At 39.3% G+C, this 14,281-nt stretch carries 18 protein-coding genes; 8 read left to right on the top strand and 10 right to left on the bottom strand.

The window, feature by feature from the left end; all coding sequences use genetic code 11:
- Positions 1-53: 53 nt before the first annotated feature.
- Positions 54-602: a YceB family lipoprotein gene (locus L4C35_RS14880; protein WP_428463622.1), complete on the bottom strand. Its 549-nt coding sequence runs from the start codon at positions 600-602 to the stop codon at positions 54-56.
- A gap of 139 nt (positions 603-741) precedes the next feature.
- The gene (gene rpoS / locus L4C35_RS14875) at positions 742-1,617 is read right to left on the bottom strand and encodes an RNA polymerase sigma factor RpoS (protein ID WP_428463621.1); all 876 of its coding nucleotides are present in this window, start codon (positions 1,615-1,617) and stop codon (positions 742-744) included.
- A gap of 562 nt (positions 1,618-2,179) precedes the next feature.
- Between rpoS and L4C35_RS14870 the strand changes: the two genes are divergently transcribed.
- The 3 genes from L4C35_RS14870 to L4C35_RS14860 all read left to right on the top strand — a co-directional run bounded on the left by L4C35_RS14870 (position 2,180) and on the right by L4C35_RS14860 (position 4,321).
- Positions 2,180-2,428 (top strand): DUF3297 family protein, encoded by a 249-nt coding sequence (locus L4C35_RS14870; protein ID WP_048897891.1) that lies wholly within the window; start codon positions 2,180-2,182, stop codon positions 2,426-2,428.
- Positions 2,429-2,659: 231 nt separating this feature from the next.
- Positions 2,660-3,001 carry a hypothetical protein gene (locus L4C35_RS14865; RefSeq protein ID WP_428463620.1) on the top strand — a complete coding sequence of 114 codons (342 nt, stop codon included), beginning with the start codon at positions 2,660-2,662 and terminating at the stop codon, positions 2,999-3,001.
- Between the two features lie 285 nt (positions 3,002-3,286).
- Positions 3,287-4,321 carry an AlbA family DNA-binding domain-containing protein gene (locus tag L4C35_RS14860; protein ID WP_428463619.1) on the top strand — a complete coding sequence of 345 codons (1,035 nt, stop codon included), beginning with the start codon at positions 3,287-3,289 and terminating at the stop codon, positions 4,319-4,321.
- A 55-nt stretch (positions 4,322-4,376) separates the two neighbouring features.
- On the opposite strand, the gene L4C35_RS14855 is transcribed toward L4C35_RS14860, so the two are convergent.
- The 3 genes from L4C35_RS14855 to L4C35_RS14845 form a co-directional block, all read right to left on the bottom strand.
- Positions 4,377-4,835, bottom strand: coding sequence for a phage protein (locus L4C35_RS14855; protein ID WP_428463618.1), 459 nt, complete (start codon positions 4,833-4,835; stop codon positions 4,377-4,379).
- Positions 4,836-5,475: 640 nt separating this feature from the next.
- Positions 5,476-6,540, bottom strand: a complete 1,065-nt coding sequence (locus tag L4C35_RS14850; RefSeq protein WP_428463617.1) for a hypothetical protein — start codon at positions 6,538-6,540, stop codon at positions 5,476-5,478.
- Between the two features lie 315 nt (positions 6,541-6,855).
- Entirely contained in the window at positions 6,856-7,143 is a 288-nt protein-coding gene (locus L4C35_RS14845; protein ID WP_428463693.1) for a DUF3995 domain-containing protein, read from the bottom strand.
- 187 nt (positions 7,144-7,330) lie between these two features.
- Between L4C35_RS14845 and L4C35_RS14840 the strand changes: the two genes are divergently transcribed.
- Both L4C35_RS14840 and L4C35_RS14835 read left to right on the top strand, forming a co-directional pair.
- Positions 7,331-8,281: a M23 family metallopeptidase gene (locus L4C35_RS14840; protein WP_428463616.1), complete on the top strand. Its 951-nt coding sequence runs from the start codon at positions 7,331-7,333 to the stop codon at positions 8,279-8,281.
- The gene (locus L4C35_RS14835) at positions 8,185-8,619 is read left to right on the top strand and encodes a bactofilin family protein (RefSeq protein WP_428463615.1); all 435 of its coding nucleotides are present in this window, start codon (positions 8,185-8,187) and stop codon (positions 8,617-8,619) included. The genes L4C35_RS14840 and L4C35_RS14835 overlap by 97 nt, the downstream gene beginning before the upstream one ends.
- Positions 8,620-8,704: 85 nt before the next feature.
- Here the strand turns inward: L4C35_RS14835 and yciH are convergent, their stop codons facing one another.
- The gene (gene yciH / locus L4C35_RS14830) at positions 8,705-9,028 is read right to left on the bottom strand and encodes a stress response translation initiation inhibitor YciH (protein WP_303557942.1); all 324 of its coding nucleotides are present in this window, start codon (positions 9,026-9,028) and stop codon (positions 8,705-8,707) included.
- A 120-nt stretch (positions 9,029-9,148) separates the two neighbouring features.
- On the opposite strand from yciH, the gene L4C35_RS14825 reads away from it, so the two are divergent.
- Positions 9,149-9,745 carry an HAD family hydrolase gene (locus L4C35_RS14825; RefSeq protein WP_428463614.1) on the top strand — a complete coding sequence of 199 codons (597 nt, stop codon included), beginning with the start codon at positions 9,149-9,151 and terminating at the stop codon, positions 9,743-9,745.
- A gap of 93 nt (positions 9,746-9,838) precedes the next feature.
- The gene (locus L4C35_RS14820) at positions 9,839-10,354 is read left to right on the top strand and encodes an ATP-dependent zinc protease family protein (RefSeq protein ID WP_428463613.1); all 516 of its coding nucleotides are present in this window, start codon (positions 9,839-9,841) and stop codon (positions 10,352-10,354) included.
- A 38-nt stretch (positions 10,355-10,392) separates the two neighbouring features.
- On the opposite strand, the gene L4C35_RS14815 is transcribed toward L4C35_RS14820, so the two are convergent.
- Together L4C35_RS14815 and L4C35_RS14810 are read right to left on the bottom strand one after the other, a co-directional pair.
- Positions 10,393-11,715 (bottom strand): IS4 family transposase, encoded by a 1,323-nt coding sequence (locus tag L4C35_RS14815; RefSeq protein WP_428430296.1) that lies wholly within the window; start codon positions 11,713-11,715, stop codon positions 10,393-10,395.
- A gap of 86 nt (positions 11,716-11,801) precedes the next feature.
- The gene (locus L4C35_RS14810; RefSeq protein ID WP_428463612.1) at positions 11,802-12,170 is read right to left on the bottom strand and encodes a DUF3319 domain-containing protein; all 369 of its coding nucleotides are present in this window, start codon (positions 12,168-12,170) and stop codon (positions 11,802-11,804) included.
- Between the two features lie 270 nt (positions 12,171-12,440).
- Here L4C35_RS14810 and L4C35_RS14805 point away from each other — a divergent pair, with 270 nt between their 5' ends.
- A complete protein-coding gene (locus L4C35_RS14805; RefSeq protein WP_428463611.1) occupies positions 12,441-13,382 on the top strand; it encodes a tyrosine-type recombinase/integrase in 942 nt (313 codons plus the stop codon).
- A 15-nt stretch (positions 13,383-13,397) separates the two neighbouring features.
- On the opposite strand, the gene L4C35_RS14800 is transcribed toward L4C35_RS14805, so the two are convergent.
- Positions 13,398-14,036, bottom strand: a complete 639-nt coding sequence (locus L4C35_RS14800; protein ID WP_428463610.1) for a putative adenosine monophosphate-protein transferase Fic — start codon at positions 14,034-14,036, stop codon at positions 13,398-13,400.
- On the bottom strand, positions 14,026-14,202 hold the full coding sequence (locus tag L4C35_RS14795; protein WP_428463609.1) for a YhfG family protein: 177 nt from the start codon (positions 14,200-14,202) through the stop codon (positions 14,026-14,028). The genes L4C35_RS14800 and L4C35_RS14795 overlap by 11 nt, the downstream gene beginning before the upstream one ends.
- Positions 14,203-14,281 lie beyond the last annotated feature (79 nt).

Genomic DNA, 14,281 nt, shown 5'->3' with positions numbered 1-14,281 from the left:
TACTGATGGATCTAAATTGTTTGTTGATACACCAGTATTACTCGCTATTCGTACTAGAAATCTATGACGATTTTATTTCCTTTGATCAATAATTCAGGCTCTGCTGACTTGATCAAGGATTGCTTAAAGTCATTTTCATCGAGCCGATAAATAGGGCGTGTTGAAATAAGCTCACCAACTAAAGAAACAATAGGGGACACTAAAGGCTTCGCCAGGAACATACTCACTTCAGGTGGAGAAACTTGGATATCTTCCAGTTCAAGGTGCTTAACAAAAATTGCCCCTTCTTCTTTATCGTAATAAGGAACCGCACTAAAGCTCATGTTTAAATCAATTGCTTGCGGTTTTTGCCCGGTAATAACAACATTTGCTTTGGCATTTGCATCAAGATTGATTCTGTCTGCAGCAACACGGCCAATACCAACTGCAATATCATCAAAAGCGACATTGGCGTGCGCTATTCCTTTAATGCCAACTGTTCTTTCAAACTTCGCATTGTCATCAAGATAAGACTGTACTTCTGATTCCGTTACCGTGTAACTTGCACAGCCTGACAGTAATAGCATCATAAGAACGGGGAGTTGACTGATAATTTTTGGCATAATGATTTATTGATAATTCTAAAATTTAATTATCGGCCAATGTTATCAGACTTAGCTATCGCAAGTGTGAGACAAATAAAAAACCCCTTGTAATACTGAATCACAAGAGGCTTTTATAACCAGCTTAGCTAAATTTTAATTATGCACTTTCAGCAAATAGCAGCTCTAAGTTATAGTTGTCACGTTGCAAAGCATTTTTAAGCTTATTCAACGAACTGACTTGTAGCTGACGAATACGTTCACGCGTTAAGCCAACTTCATCCGCGACTTGCTGTAATGTTTGTGCTTCATAACCAAGTAGGCCGAAGCGACGACACAAAATTTCACGGTCACGCATGTTGAGGCTTTCTAGCATTGCTAGAGCAAGTTTATTTATGTCTTGTTCGTTCGCCGCTGTGTCTGGGTTCATTGAGCCGTTATCAGAAATAAATGCCGACATGCTTTGCGAGTTTGAGTCATCTGTTATTGCCTGATCGATTGATACAACAGGTGCATCGAAAGCCAGTACGCCAGATATATCTTCAACGCTTCTTTCTAGCTTTTCTGCTACTTCTTCTTGGCTAGGCTCGTGGCTAGTGTTGCGCATTAGCTGTTTGTGCGTGCGAAGAATAGTATTAATTTCTTTTGATACATGCACAGGTAAGCGGATAGTACGTGCTTGATTATGGATGGCACGCTCAATGGTCTGCTTAATCCACCATGTAGCATAAGTTGAGAATCTAAAGCCACGCTCTGGATCGAACTTATCAACTGCGGTGATCAATCCAATGTTACCTTCATCAATTAAATCGCTCAGAAGCATACCGCTACCACGGTATTTTTTTGCAATACTTACTACAAGGCGAAGGTTGCTCTCGATCATTACTTGTTTAGCCCCTTTATCCCCAGTAAGGCATTTACGGCTATACAAAACTTCTTCTTCTTTAGTCAGTAGAGGCTTGTGAGAAATTTCTTTTAAATACAGGTGAATTACATCTGCATCAAATGCTTGTGATTCGTCATTTTTGATATCCATATCAATTCCCCTAACAACAAATAGTAAAAGTAACTTCCGCGTATACTTATTAACAACTTTTATACACATTAACATACAGAAAACGCATATACCACCGAGTGACTATGATATTTTGACTAAATGACATTAGACTTTCGTCGTAGTGACGTAAATTGAAATAAGTGATTAATTTGTTGTTTATAAACAAATTTATTGATTGATTATGCGTAGCGAGCAAGAAATTGCGAATGTTGAGGTTCAGATTTACTTTTATATTGTCTCAATTGTGAGATGGGTGATTTATTTTACATAATTGTAAATAAGCATATTTAAGCCAGTTGACACCAAACTTCATTAGCTTGCTGCTCAGAGCATGAAATATATGCGGGTTATGAGGATCTATCTATCAACGTTTATGGCTTGGGGTTCAGGAAGGCTATCTGTGTAGAGTAGTGAAATTATTGTCGTTAAATCAACCAATTAAAGCCCTACGTGCTTTAGGGGAATTTATTGCTGTGGCTATTGAGCGTTACAACTATATTGACTACAATAGCGAGCTTTTTATTTATTACAGGTTACGGACATGAACGACGCTAAATCGCAACCAACACTTCCTGATCACCTATCAGGTAACCCTCGTAGCCCACACCACGTGGCTGAGTGTTTTGAACACAACATTGGTATTCGTCTTAACGGCAAAGAGCGTTTTGATGTAGAAGAATACTGTATTAGTGAAGGTTGGGTAAAAATCCCATCACCTAAAGCGTTGGATCGCCGCGGTCAACCTATTCTAATTAAGCTAAAAGGTACTGTTGAAGCATTCTACAAATAAGATGCTTTAACTTTTTGCCTAACAAGAGCCTGATAACTATTTGGGCTCTTTTTTTATCTAGCCCTAAATCATTGCCCAGCCATACCTGCCACCAGGTAGAAATGCCCATCCTATCAATTATCAAACCATTCTTTGCATGTCGTTTTTGTACCGTGCGACACTTCACTAACACTAAAGATGCTAAAAGTTAAAATGAAAGCCATTAAATGCCCACAATCTGAAGGCGAGCTTTTGGCTAAACAACTCTTCTCAAAATTTGATCAGACCTTATTTTCTCGTAGCTACCTAGTCACTATTGGCTTATTGCTCATGAGTATTTCTACACTTATTCTATCTGCACTAGAAGGTATTGATTCTACGAGCTATATACTGCTTTCTCTGATTTTCACAATGGGGCTACTAAGCCTGTGTGTTGGTTTTATAGTATCTAAAAGTAAGATAGACACTTGGGCTGACGCGTTTTCAAAGCATGAGATCAGCATCATTGTCGTTGTATTATCCGTTCCGATTTACTTGGTCATGTATAAAGGCCGCCAGGCATTAATACGGGCCCGTAATAGCCAACACCCGTAAATCAAGCTCAAGAGGCTTCAAGCTTATTGGACAGGTAAAGTAGGAGAGTGATGGGTATGGGGCCATATCAAACCATACTCGTGGCTGAGGCCGCGGGGTTCTGCTCGGCCTTTGGCACTGGCATCGCGATGAAAACGGATATTGCTTGGATAAAGAAGATGTTAGAGAGCTATAATAAGCGGATTTCCAAGTTAGAATAAGTACTTATAATTTACTCAATCAATTGATTAAATTTGAAAACTTTAATACATTGTTGAATGTCATATAGTTGGTGAGGAAAGCAGTATGTTGAACAATGATGAAATCGCACTTAGCAAACTAAAAGAACAAGAGCGTTTCTTAGCCTCTAGCAATCATCCATATACATATTATATTTGGCAAATCACTGAAGATTTATCAAATTCTCAGTTCAAAGATGCTATGTTTCGGCTATCACATAATTACAGCAAAACACACCAGTTACTAATTGAGGCTAAAGAATACATAGAAGGCGATCCGAGAGTTGTATTTCCCGATGAGTTGCAACAAAAAATAAACCACATGAGTAAATTAGCCAAGGCGGTTTGGATTGACAAAGATAAAGCCTCACTTAAAAGTTTTATCTCGATTGCATCAACACTAAAAGCGGATAAGAACGCGATACCATATTACATTAAGGTTGTTGACGCACTAAAAAAAATCGCTAAAGTATTTCAATACAATGAAATTGAGTCAAATAATGTAAAGCTAACATCAAAAATGGCTTGTGATTTATCGGCAAGAGCTGATATGTCTAATGTTTTGACATTACAAAAGATCGATAATCTTGATATAAGTGAATACTCTGAATCATATAAGAGAATTAAAAGCCTCTGTAAGGTTGGAGAAAATAGTGAAATAGAGTTTAAAAGTTCACTTATTTATGATGTTAAAAATGATAAAAAAGACAGAGCCTTATCGAAGGCGTGCTTTAAAAACATTGTTGCATTCTTAAATAGTAATGGAGGAACATTGCTAATTGGTATTGATGATGATGGTAAGGTTTTGGGGCTTGACCATGAGATAGAGCATTACCATTCAAATAGCGTTGATAAGTTTAAATTATATTTCTGTGATCTTTTCAAGAATAAAATAGGAAGCGCTTATTCTGCATTAGTTAATTGGGAAATATTTTCAATAGATGGAAAGTTGGTGATGGAGGTGCGTTGCTCAAAGTCAAATGCCCCATGTTACCTGCTTAGGAAAGAGAACAAAGATTTTTATATTAGAATAAATCCAGCAACCCATTGCTTAAATGAAGAAGAAAGAGATTGTTATATAAGAGAACGGTTTCCCAATTAAATTATTAAAGCCTGCAGCTTGCGGGCTTTTTCATATCTAAAGGCTAGGGAAGTTGTCACATTCGCTTCTTGGCTTTCTCGCGATACATCTTCTTTTTCTCTTTGGTTACCGTGTCACTTTGTGGCTGTTTGATACGGCGGCCACCACGAAACGGTAACGGCGTGACCACATTAGAACGCACGGGTATATAGTCCAGTTCATACATGCGTTTTAACTGATGATACTCATCAAATCGTAACGCCATCGAATCTAGCTCTTTGGGGCTGAACATTCGACCTTCAGGCGTGATGATCACACAGCGTTCCTCATCAATCCGAAATCCCGTCCAGCGAGTATCATCGGGCAAATAGCCACGAACGCGAATCAACAGCAGTTTTTCAGCCATCGGATTCACATCCATCCAGCCAGATAACCAACGTTTTACGGTGACGGGCTGAACATGAAACCATGCCGCGCCTTGGTGAATATCATCGAAACAACGCCAAAACAGAGTGACAAACGATTTGTGGAGCATGATGTACCTCGCAAAAAATATCTAAGTTTGATTTTATTTTTCGATTGATAAAGCATGTGGTGATAGCTAAAACCGATTACCGTTAACAAAACTAGATATCGAACTAAAGCACAAACTTATCAAGCGCAGGCAAGATAACCACAGCAATAAACTGATAAAACCACAAATAAGTTATATAGATAATTGTTTCCAAAGGATTTTTACGTATTGAAATCATAGGTTTCGCCATTAACTCAGAATGCATTCAGGTATGTTAAAAAAGTACCACTCCTCAGTGCGCATTATGTAAGTTATGTTAAATATGTCGGGTGTGCTTGGATAACTCCGCTTGCTGATGTTCACATTTGGCCTCTTCTACTTTCTTGGTTATGTCTCAGTACATTTAGTTCGTCGTATTTAACCGTATTGCGTATTTACCATAAAATAGGTAATTAACACCTTACTTTAAGGTACTGCTGCAAATGGTCAGTTTGCCTTGCCCTTCAAGTTCAGTACTTATTACCAATAGCTACAGAAAACAAACTCTGCAAGCACATTGCTTTGCTGCATAGATTGAAAAATTTAGTCGACCGCTAATACGGTCGATAGGAGCCACTTTGCCGCTTGACGCCCGAAGGCTCATATGTGTTAAATTCTATATTTAGAGAGCTTTAAGCTCTGATATTTTCCCATCCACATGGAAAATCCGTTTGCTATACTCACCATAATTCGGAACTGCGATGTCGACTAGAATAGTACCAACAGGATTACGTAACCACGATTTACTTTGTAATACATTATATTCCTCGTTAGTGAATTCACTTACATTTAACCTTGAGCGCTCGGCAAGTATTTTATATATCAAAAACTGAGAATTTATAGTCATATTAGGCTTATATATCATCCTAGAAACCCATAATGGAGTTTCCACATGAGAAGAAAATATATCTTTCCTATTAACCAATGACTTAAAATCGTCATATACTAACCTGAATTCTCTTGAGATCTGACTATATAAACTTCTCTCTTTTTTAGAGAGATTTACAACATTTAGTGGCTTTGAGATTTTCAGACGCTCTTTAAGAAAAGCTAAAACATCAATATTCTCTTCAAGGATTTTAAGATAAATCATTTTTCCAATGATTGTATCAGCATCAATCAACCGCCTACGCACAACGCTGATGTTTGTCAATACATTATCCACACCAACAATGGAGCCATCTAATACTGCGTTAATTAATACCAACCTGTTTGCTTGTACCAAATATTTATATGGAGGCACAGGTTCGTAAGCACTTGGTTGAGTTACTGTTTTATACTCTTGGTAAGCCATAAAATGAGAATATCTAGAAATTAAAATAGCGTGCTCATCTATATTATCAGTAAGTTTTTTCTTGTTATCAACAATACTTCCAATGCATTGATCTTTCGTAAGATCACATATATTACCCACATCTGGCAATGGTAAACCATTAGTGAATAAAATATCATTTTCATAATGATAGGATTCATTATTTTCGATGAATTTTGCGTATATTCCCCTACCAAGCAATTCAGGAGGAGTCCCTTCATCAGAGAATATTCCCATTAAATAAAAATAAGCTTCATTATCTTTAGCTGATTCCGAAATTTCAAGAAAACTAAAAACGGCTGGTTCTATTTTATCGTCAATTTGCAAAGATACTGCTAATGTAAATAATAGTCCCAATACTACAAAAAATTTCATTTTTCTTCCCTAAGGCATGACGCCACTTAAGTTATGAGCAATGAAACTGAAATTATTGCATTGCACCGTAATCAGGTTTTGTTATCCTAAAAAAACAGATAGATCCCTGAGTTTAATTTGTTTCTCCAAAACAAACTCAACCTTATCAATATTATATAAAAAATCTAATCGTAATTAAAAAATTGCGACCGATATAATATTCGTACTTACCATAAAATAGGTAATTATGCGGTAAATTTTCAGTTTGCTTGGTACTTCAACTTAGGTGTTAATTAAAGGCCTTTTCTTTTGTGGTGATCTTAATTTCGCTTATTGTTATAGACTTAAGCCCACGATGGCTCTCATAAAAAAGATAGCTGAAAAGAACCACGTAGCGCGACTAAATGAGTCTTGCTGAGAGCTAATTAAGCCGAAACTATCGTGAAGCATAATAAAAACAATTAAGGCTAAGCCACTTAGCCCTATGGCTACAATGATAGTTGCTATGAAGCCTGGTTTGAATGCGGGTTTATCATGAATGGTAGGCATTGCGTAATGCACGAGCCTCTTACCACCAAATGCCCAATAATAGTGAATGATGGCGATGAGTATCAAAATAGACATCATGGCAAGTGATGATTAAACGTACCAAATGCTGGCGATTATTCTGTCGTAGATGATGAAATTGGACAGCACATCATAGTTTTAGCCTTACGGTTGCATTCATTCTTAAGTATTCGTTAACCGCTCTTAAGTGGCACGTGTTAACGGTCGCTTGTTAACAGGGAGATTTATAGAGAAATATATTTCAATGAAGGAACGAATCATAATTTCGGTATCCACCATTAACGGATCCAAGCATTTTCACCTGGGGATGAAAGCACAAAAACGGGTTCGTTATGCTGTGGTTGCTACCGTTGCCGCATCAATACTCACTGTTGGTTCAATCTTCTATTTAATGAATGAAGTTGATTTTGCCAAGGTAAAACAGGAAGAGTTAGAAAAGCGATCCTACACATTGAATGAAGAGCTGGACGTTCTGAACCAACTCAAGGATGACCTTGAGCATGATCTTGATGAAAGAGAATCTAAGCTTTCTTCAGTATCAGACCGTTTGGGTGAATTAGAAAACTTACTTGGTGTCGATGTTGATGATCATGCACCAATAGAGTCTCGACTTGATGTAGCTGCAATCAACTCTGCCGTTAGAGTGGCTGTGTTAGATAGCCTTCCGAATGGCGCTCCTGTTAAAAACGCTCGACAGTCATCGCAGTATGGTAAGCGTAAACACCCTGTCACAGGAAAAGTACGACTGCATGCCGGTTTGGATTTTGCCGTGAATATTGGGACGCCTATCTATGCGCCTGCTGATGGTGTTGTTGAGACAGTGAGACCAAGTAATAAAGGTTCAGGCAATTTTATAAGGCTTCAGCATTCTTTTGGTATTACTTCGTCTTACTCGCACCTTAGCAAGTTTGCCGTTCGTGGCGGTGATTTTGTAGATAAGGGCGATTTGATTGGTTACTCCGGCAACTCAGGTTTATCGTCTGGGCCACATTTGCATTATGAGATTCGGTTTGTCGGCCGACCATTGAACCCTCGCCCATTTGTTGATTGGGGCATGGATAACTTTGAACATATTTTCGAGAAAGAGAGAAAAATAAAATGGGTATCTTTAATAAACAAGGTGGAACAACGAGTCAGCATGCAACTACAACTGTCATCGCAAAAGGCTGTAACATTACAGGCGAGCTCCAGCTAGCGTGTGATATTCAAGTTGATGGTATTATTGAAGGCAAGCTGCGTTTAGAGAAGACCTTGATTGTAAGTGACTCTGGTCGTTTAAACGGTGAGATTTACGCGGATAAGATTATAGTAAATGGCCTTATTGAAGGTACATGTTATGCGAATGCCATTGAAATTCTGGATAAAGGTAAAGTGACGGGTACCATTTATTGCGATGATCTGAGTATTGAGCGTGGTGGTTCTTTCTTAGGTAGTACTTACCCTGCTGAAAAAGAACAAGTAATCACCTTAGAGCCGAAAGACAAGGCGTCAACAAAGAAGCTAAAATCAGAATCTAAAGCTGTTAATGAGTAACTCGCCTTAGCCTCTCTTTTAGAGTTCAAACAATAAAGCTCACGAATAGTGTGAGCTTTAATGTTTTCGTTGCTATCAGCAGAAATTAGCCGCCAGCTAATTTCACTGTGTGGCCTTTTTTTTCTAAGGCAGCTTTTATCACGTCGCGCTTATCGCCTTGAATCTCGATGTTGCCATCTTTCACAGCGCCGCCACAGCCACACACTTTTTTAAGTTCTGCGGCAAGTAGCTTCAGTTGTGGATCTTCCATGTCTAAACCCGTAACAATGCATACGCCCTTCCCTTTGCGGCCTTTGGTTTGGCGCTGGATTCTGACGATACCGTCACCTTGTGGGCGAGATGGTTTTTCTTTTTCTTCTTTAATTCGGCCTGTTTCTGTCGAAAACACTAATCGGCTGTTATCACTCATTATGTAACAATCTCATGAATTTACTGGGTTTTGTGAGTTCAGTAATAACTTCACTAATCTCACTTGCACAATCGTTGTTGGGTCATATTATCAATAAATACTCGTTGATCGGAAACCCTTATGATACAGAACGTAGTTTTTGACTTTGGTGCGGTATTGTTTGATTGGAATCCGAGCAAAATTGTGGCGGAATTCACTTCATCAGAATACGAGCAAGAACAGCTATTAACCAATGTACTCGGTCATGCGGATTGGTTGTCGCTAGATCGTGGCACGATGCTTATGGCAGAAGTGATCCCTAAGTTCTCAGCTCGTGTGGGGTTTCCTGAGCCTAGGATGGAAGATTTTTTCGAGCATGTTCAAAACAAACTCACGCTTATCCCTGTTTCTGCTAACTTGGTTGAGCACTTGTTAGCATTGAACTACCCACTTTATTACCTTACGAATATGAGCAACGCTTTTTTTGAAACGCTTAATGACAACCACCCTTTCATCAGTGAGTTTAAAGGTGGCATCGTTTCGGCGAATGAACGTTTGATTAAACCCGAACCAGAGATCTTCGAGTTACTCTGCCAACGCTATCAATTGAATCCCAAAGAGTGTCTGTTTATAGATGATAACGCTCAAAATGTGGCCGTTGCACGAGAGTTAGGATTTGAAGTTGTTCAATTTTTACCTAATGAAGCTTGCATACGTCAAATTATGGACAAACTTTAGTTGGTTAATGGCATATTCAGGTCAATTGATTAAGAATAGTAATATCAATTGGCTATATTTATTAAAAACAATAACTAATCATCAGGAGTTTCTGTGAAAAAATTGGCAATACCTGCAATTTTATTTGCGGCGATATGCACGGCAATGCCATCTATCGCTTCGGCGAAAATACAAGATGGCAAGTCTATTGTTGGTCAAGTAGAGACCATACTTGTTCACGAACTCGACCTAGACTACAAAGCACGTATTGATACTGGTGCAAAAACCACATCTATCCATGCTGTTGATATTAAAGTAACAGGGGAAGATAGCGAGAGTGATGACATGCGTGATCACCTCGGCGAAACGGTAGAGTTTACGACCTTTAATGAGAAAGGCGAAGAAGCCCGTTATAAAGGAAAAATAGTAAAAGTAAGTAAAATTAGAAATGCACAAGGCGTTGAAAGGCGCTATGCCGTGAAAATGGATTTAGGTTGGAACGGCGAGCATAAAACTGTAGCTGTAAACCTACGTGACCGTAGCAAACTAGATTATAAGCTATTGATCGGCAGAAATTGGTTGGAAGGTAACTATCTTGTCGATGTTGAAAAATCAGACGACGATGATTAAGTAGCATTCGAAAAAAACGCCCTATTGGGTAATGCCGTTCACTTAACGTGAGCGGCATTGTTTTTTCTAACGGGATATCGATTTTTTGAGCACTTCAGTACTCTAGGGTAACTTCGTTCCCTTCTTGCAGGTAAAATAAACTGCTCCGCGATCTTTTCTAGTACCATTACTTGTTTCGGTATGTTCCCAGGTGTCACAAATGGCAGCTGTGTTAACTCATGAACAATATGCAATGCCGCTCCATGAAAACTGAGTTGATTGGGGAAGACTCCTTTTAAACTACTAGCCATCAATACCATCTTATATCTCAGGAGGTTATACGCTAGAAGGATCCCCCAAAGTTCCTGTCTTACTAGTTCCGGCTGCAAGCTTCGTAGCGTGAACTTATTGTCTAACATGTATTGCTTCATCTCTCTGTAGCCAAGTTCGATTTCCCACCTATGGCTATATAAATCAACTAAATCTGATGATGGAAAGCGTAAAGGGTCAGTCATAGACGTTAATATTTCGACTTTTTTCCCTTTGACTGTTCTTGTTACTAAACGAGCCTGAACCGTTTCTTCTAAATCTGGAAACTTCTTCTGAGCTTGTCGGCTAGGAGTCAACTCAATCAATGCATCTTGTCGACCCAACTTGCGAATAACTTGGTATTGAGTTCCTTTCTTTAAAGGCAACAGCCAGTGTCGTTCTGTACCTGTATTTCTCCATCGGGATAATAGTCCTAATGAGTAAAAACCCTTATCAAACAAAGTTAAGCTATGGTCTGGTGTTTTCTCAATCAAATCTTCAGCCAAGACCATTTCGCTAACTGAAACACTATCAAATGAAGAAGCAGTAAGAAGATGGCTTGTCAGCTCCATCTGACACACCATACGAACTTGCGGATATGTAGCTTTCCCGGACTGGTTTGAGGTGCGGCTAAAGCTTTGAGTATTATCTTCTGTATCTTGAGTTCGCCATACCACTCCATCAACTCCAAGTAATGTCAACCCACACCATGTTGGGTGATTAACTTGGGCGTGCCAATGAGACTGAGTTAGGTCAAAAGTATATCTGATAGCATCACTGCCAAGCTTGTGTCTCGCTTGAGTTACGGCACTTGAAGCAACATAAGGTTTACCATCAGGAAGGAGAATATCTAGTTGATTAAGTAGCTGACGCATAGGAAATTTACGAAAGAGAGCCATGCCGATTACAGCCCAAACCATGGACTCCATCGGTAGCTTTCGTCTACGAATAGTTGCAACTCCAGCTTGATTCAACCCTTGTTCGATTAGAGCTGGATCGAGAACATCAGCAAGACTTTGAAAGTCAGTTCGGCTGTTAAGGGAAACGGAAGCAAGAGCGTCTGAAAGTTGCATAAAAAAATCCGGAATCAGTAACTGATTCCGGATTATGTCAGCCTCATAGGATCGTTCAACTGATCGGCATTACCCTATTGGGCGTTTTATTTTTTCTGTTGAGCAGCTAATTTAGCTAACACCATATCAAGATGCTTTTTTATCGCGACTGGCGAACCTTTTAATAACTGGCCGCGTAATAACACGTACCATTCATTCGGTTTACCACTGTCATTCATCAACTTAAAGCCTCTATAATCTTCTGTTTTTTGCGAGGGATTTCGTTGTGATGTCTCTTGTTGAGCAAAACTTGCAGGCGGCATGATTGTTTTCATATCACACCACCAATCAATGCTTTTTTTTACTAATGTCACTTTGCCCGCGAGTATTTTACCGTTGATATTTACTTTCCAATCATCTAGATCGCCGGATGCATTTTCTAGATGATAACCACGGTATAACAGCCGTTTTTTCATAGAAACTCTTCCACATGATTAACTAATCACAAAGTACGCTTACCCATAAGCGCTGACTACACTTTACGTAACATTATTTAACATCTAAATGCTTTTATACAACAGTGTATAAAAGCTAATTGAAGCACTATCATTGATTTGTGTACAGCATTCTGATGCTTAAATTAGCACTTAAGTAAATTTTTTTTGAAGTTGTAGATGTTTGTATGGATTAAACGTTCAAATAGCATACACTATATAAAGTTATAGTGCGTTAGGGTTGGTGAAGCAATGAATACACAGGAATTGATTAAACAATTTTCGAAAGAAGCCACAGGTATAGGTTACTGGCAAGCAATGACGGGGAAACGCTATGCAAAACGAACCTTGGTAGCCTTTAATACCGATTGGAATGCCTTTGTTTGTTATTGCCAAAGTATCCACGCTTCACCACTACCAGCAAAGGTACAAACCGTCGAACGCTTTATCGATAACATGGCTACTACAAGAAAACTGGCTAGCCTTAAGCGTTACATCATAACGATTCGCTTGGTACATAGAACCCTCGCCTTGACTGACCCATGCTCACATACTCAGATTCGTTTGCTTATGCAGCGTTATCATGAAGAAAAGCAAGATGACAATAAACAAGCTGAAGGTTTGCATGCCGATCATATCTCTCGCCTTTTACTCGCATTTGAATCATCCCCTAATATCAAAGATATCCGCGATCTTGCGATTTGGACCGTTGCTTTTGATGGGTTACTAAAACGTAGTGAGCTTAGCGATATTTGCATTGAAGATGTACAAATCCACGATGATGGCCTTATTTCAATTCAACTTGAGAATAAATTACTTCGCCTGACCGAACCTACGTCCACAGCCCTCAATCGCTGGCTCACAGAAGGGTTAATTACCGAGGGCTATGTCTTTAGGCGAATTGATCGCCATGGCAACATTGGCGATAAGCCGCTTGATCACTCTTCTATTTACCGCGTGTTTCGACGAGCTGGCGATGAATTAGGCGTCTCCAGTAAAGTGATTTTTTCAGGGCAATCCCCGCGTGTTGGTGCCGCACAGGATCTCGCAAATGACGGTGCAACGCTCAATGAAATACAGTCATACGGCCGCTGGAAAAGCCCGGCGATGCCAGCGCAATACATAGGGCAAAACAGCAAGAGAGATAAAGAAATGGAGAAATTTAAAAAAGAGACACCTTGGGATAATGACTAAATCAGTGTAAAACCACTACTCGCGAGGGCTATCATTCCAGTGCTCACTATAGCCCGTATTACAGTTGATAGGCACTGTAATTTGCTGAAATAATAGGATTAAAGGTGCGAGGTCGCCAAAGTACCCAGCAATATTAGCATCGACCCAGTCCGTTAGCGTTATACCTTCCCAACAGATTTCGTAACCTGCATTTATAGCGAGAATTTCAAAAAATATCCGTTGTACACGTCCATTGCCTTCCCTAAACGGGTGTACCACATTGAGTTCACAGTAGTAGTGCGCAATGCGTTCGATAAATTCAGAAAGTGATAATCCAACCAGCTGATTTTCTTTATCAAGTTCTTTGAAGAGACGCTGTGCTTCGCGATCGATATTCATAAAGTGGCAAAAACGCGTCTCCCCTTTTGTAATATCAACATGCCGAGCCTGACCAGCCCATGAATACAGGTCTTGAAATAATATGAAGTGAATTTTAAGTAGGTATTCGAAGTTTAGCGATGAAAAGTCAGGTTCAAAATGTTCAGCGCGAACACGGGTAAAGTCACGTTCTGCTAACGCAAGCTGTTCATCGTCTGTGATATCAAGTTTATTGATTAACACCGATGAATGAGGATAACAATCAGGGTCGTGACTGACGCCATATTTATCTTGCATACTCTTTTCTTAAACGCTGGATTTTTTCGGTTTCACCTAAAGATTCGACATCCGCTTGCTCTTTATCGTGTAAACCGAGTTCAAAGCCTTCCAATTGTAAACTTGCTCGGTAATTTCGAGCTTGCAATTGTTTAAAACGCAATCGTTTTTGATCATCATTTAGCATAGCGCTACCTCTATGCACCTATTGAAATTATTACAGTTACCAATAAAAACGCCAGTCATTCACTGGCGTTTTACTACCG

This window comes from Photobacterium kagoshimensis (genome assembly GCF_050337045.1).
GTDB lineage: Bacteria > Pseudomonadota > Gammaproteobacteria > Enterobacterales > Vibrionaceae > Photobacterium > Photobacterium kagoshimensis.
Note: the sequence above shows the minus strand (reverse complement) of the source record. Positions and strands in the feature narration are given on the sequence as shown.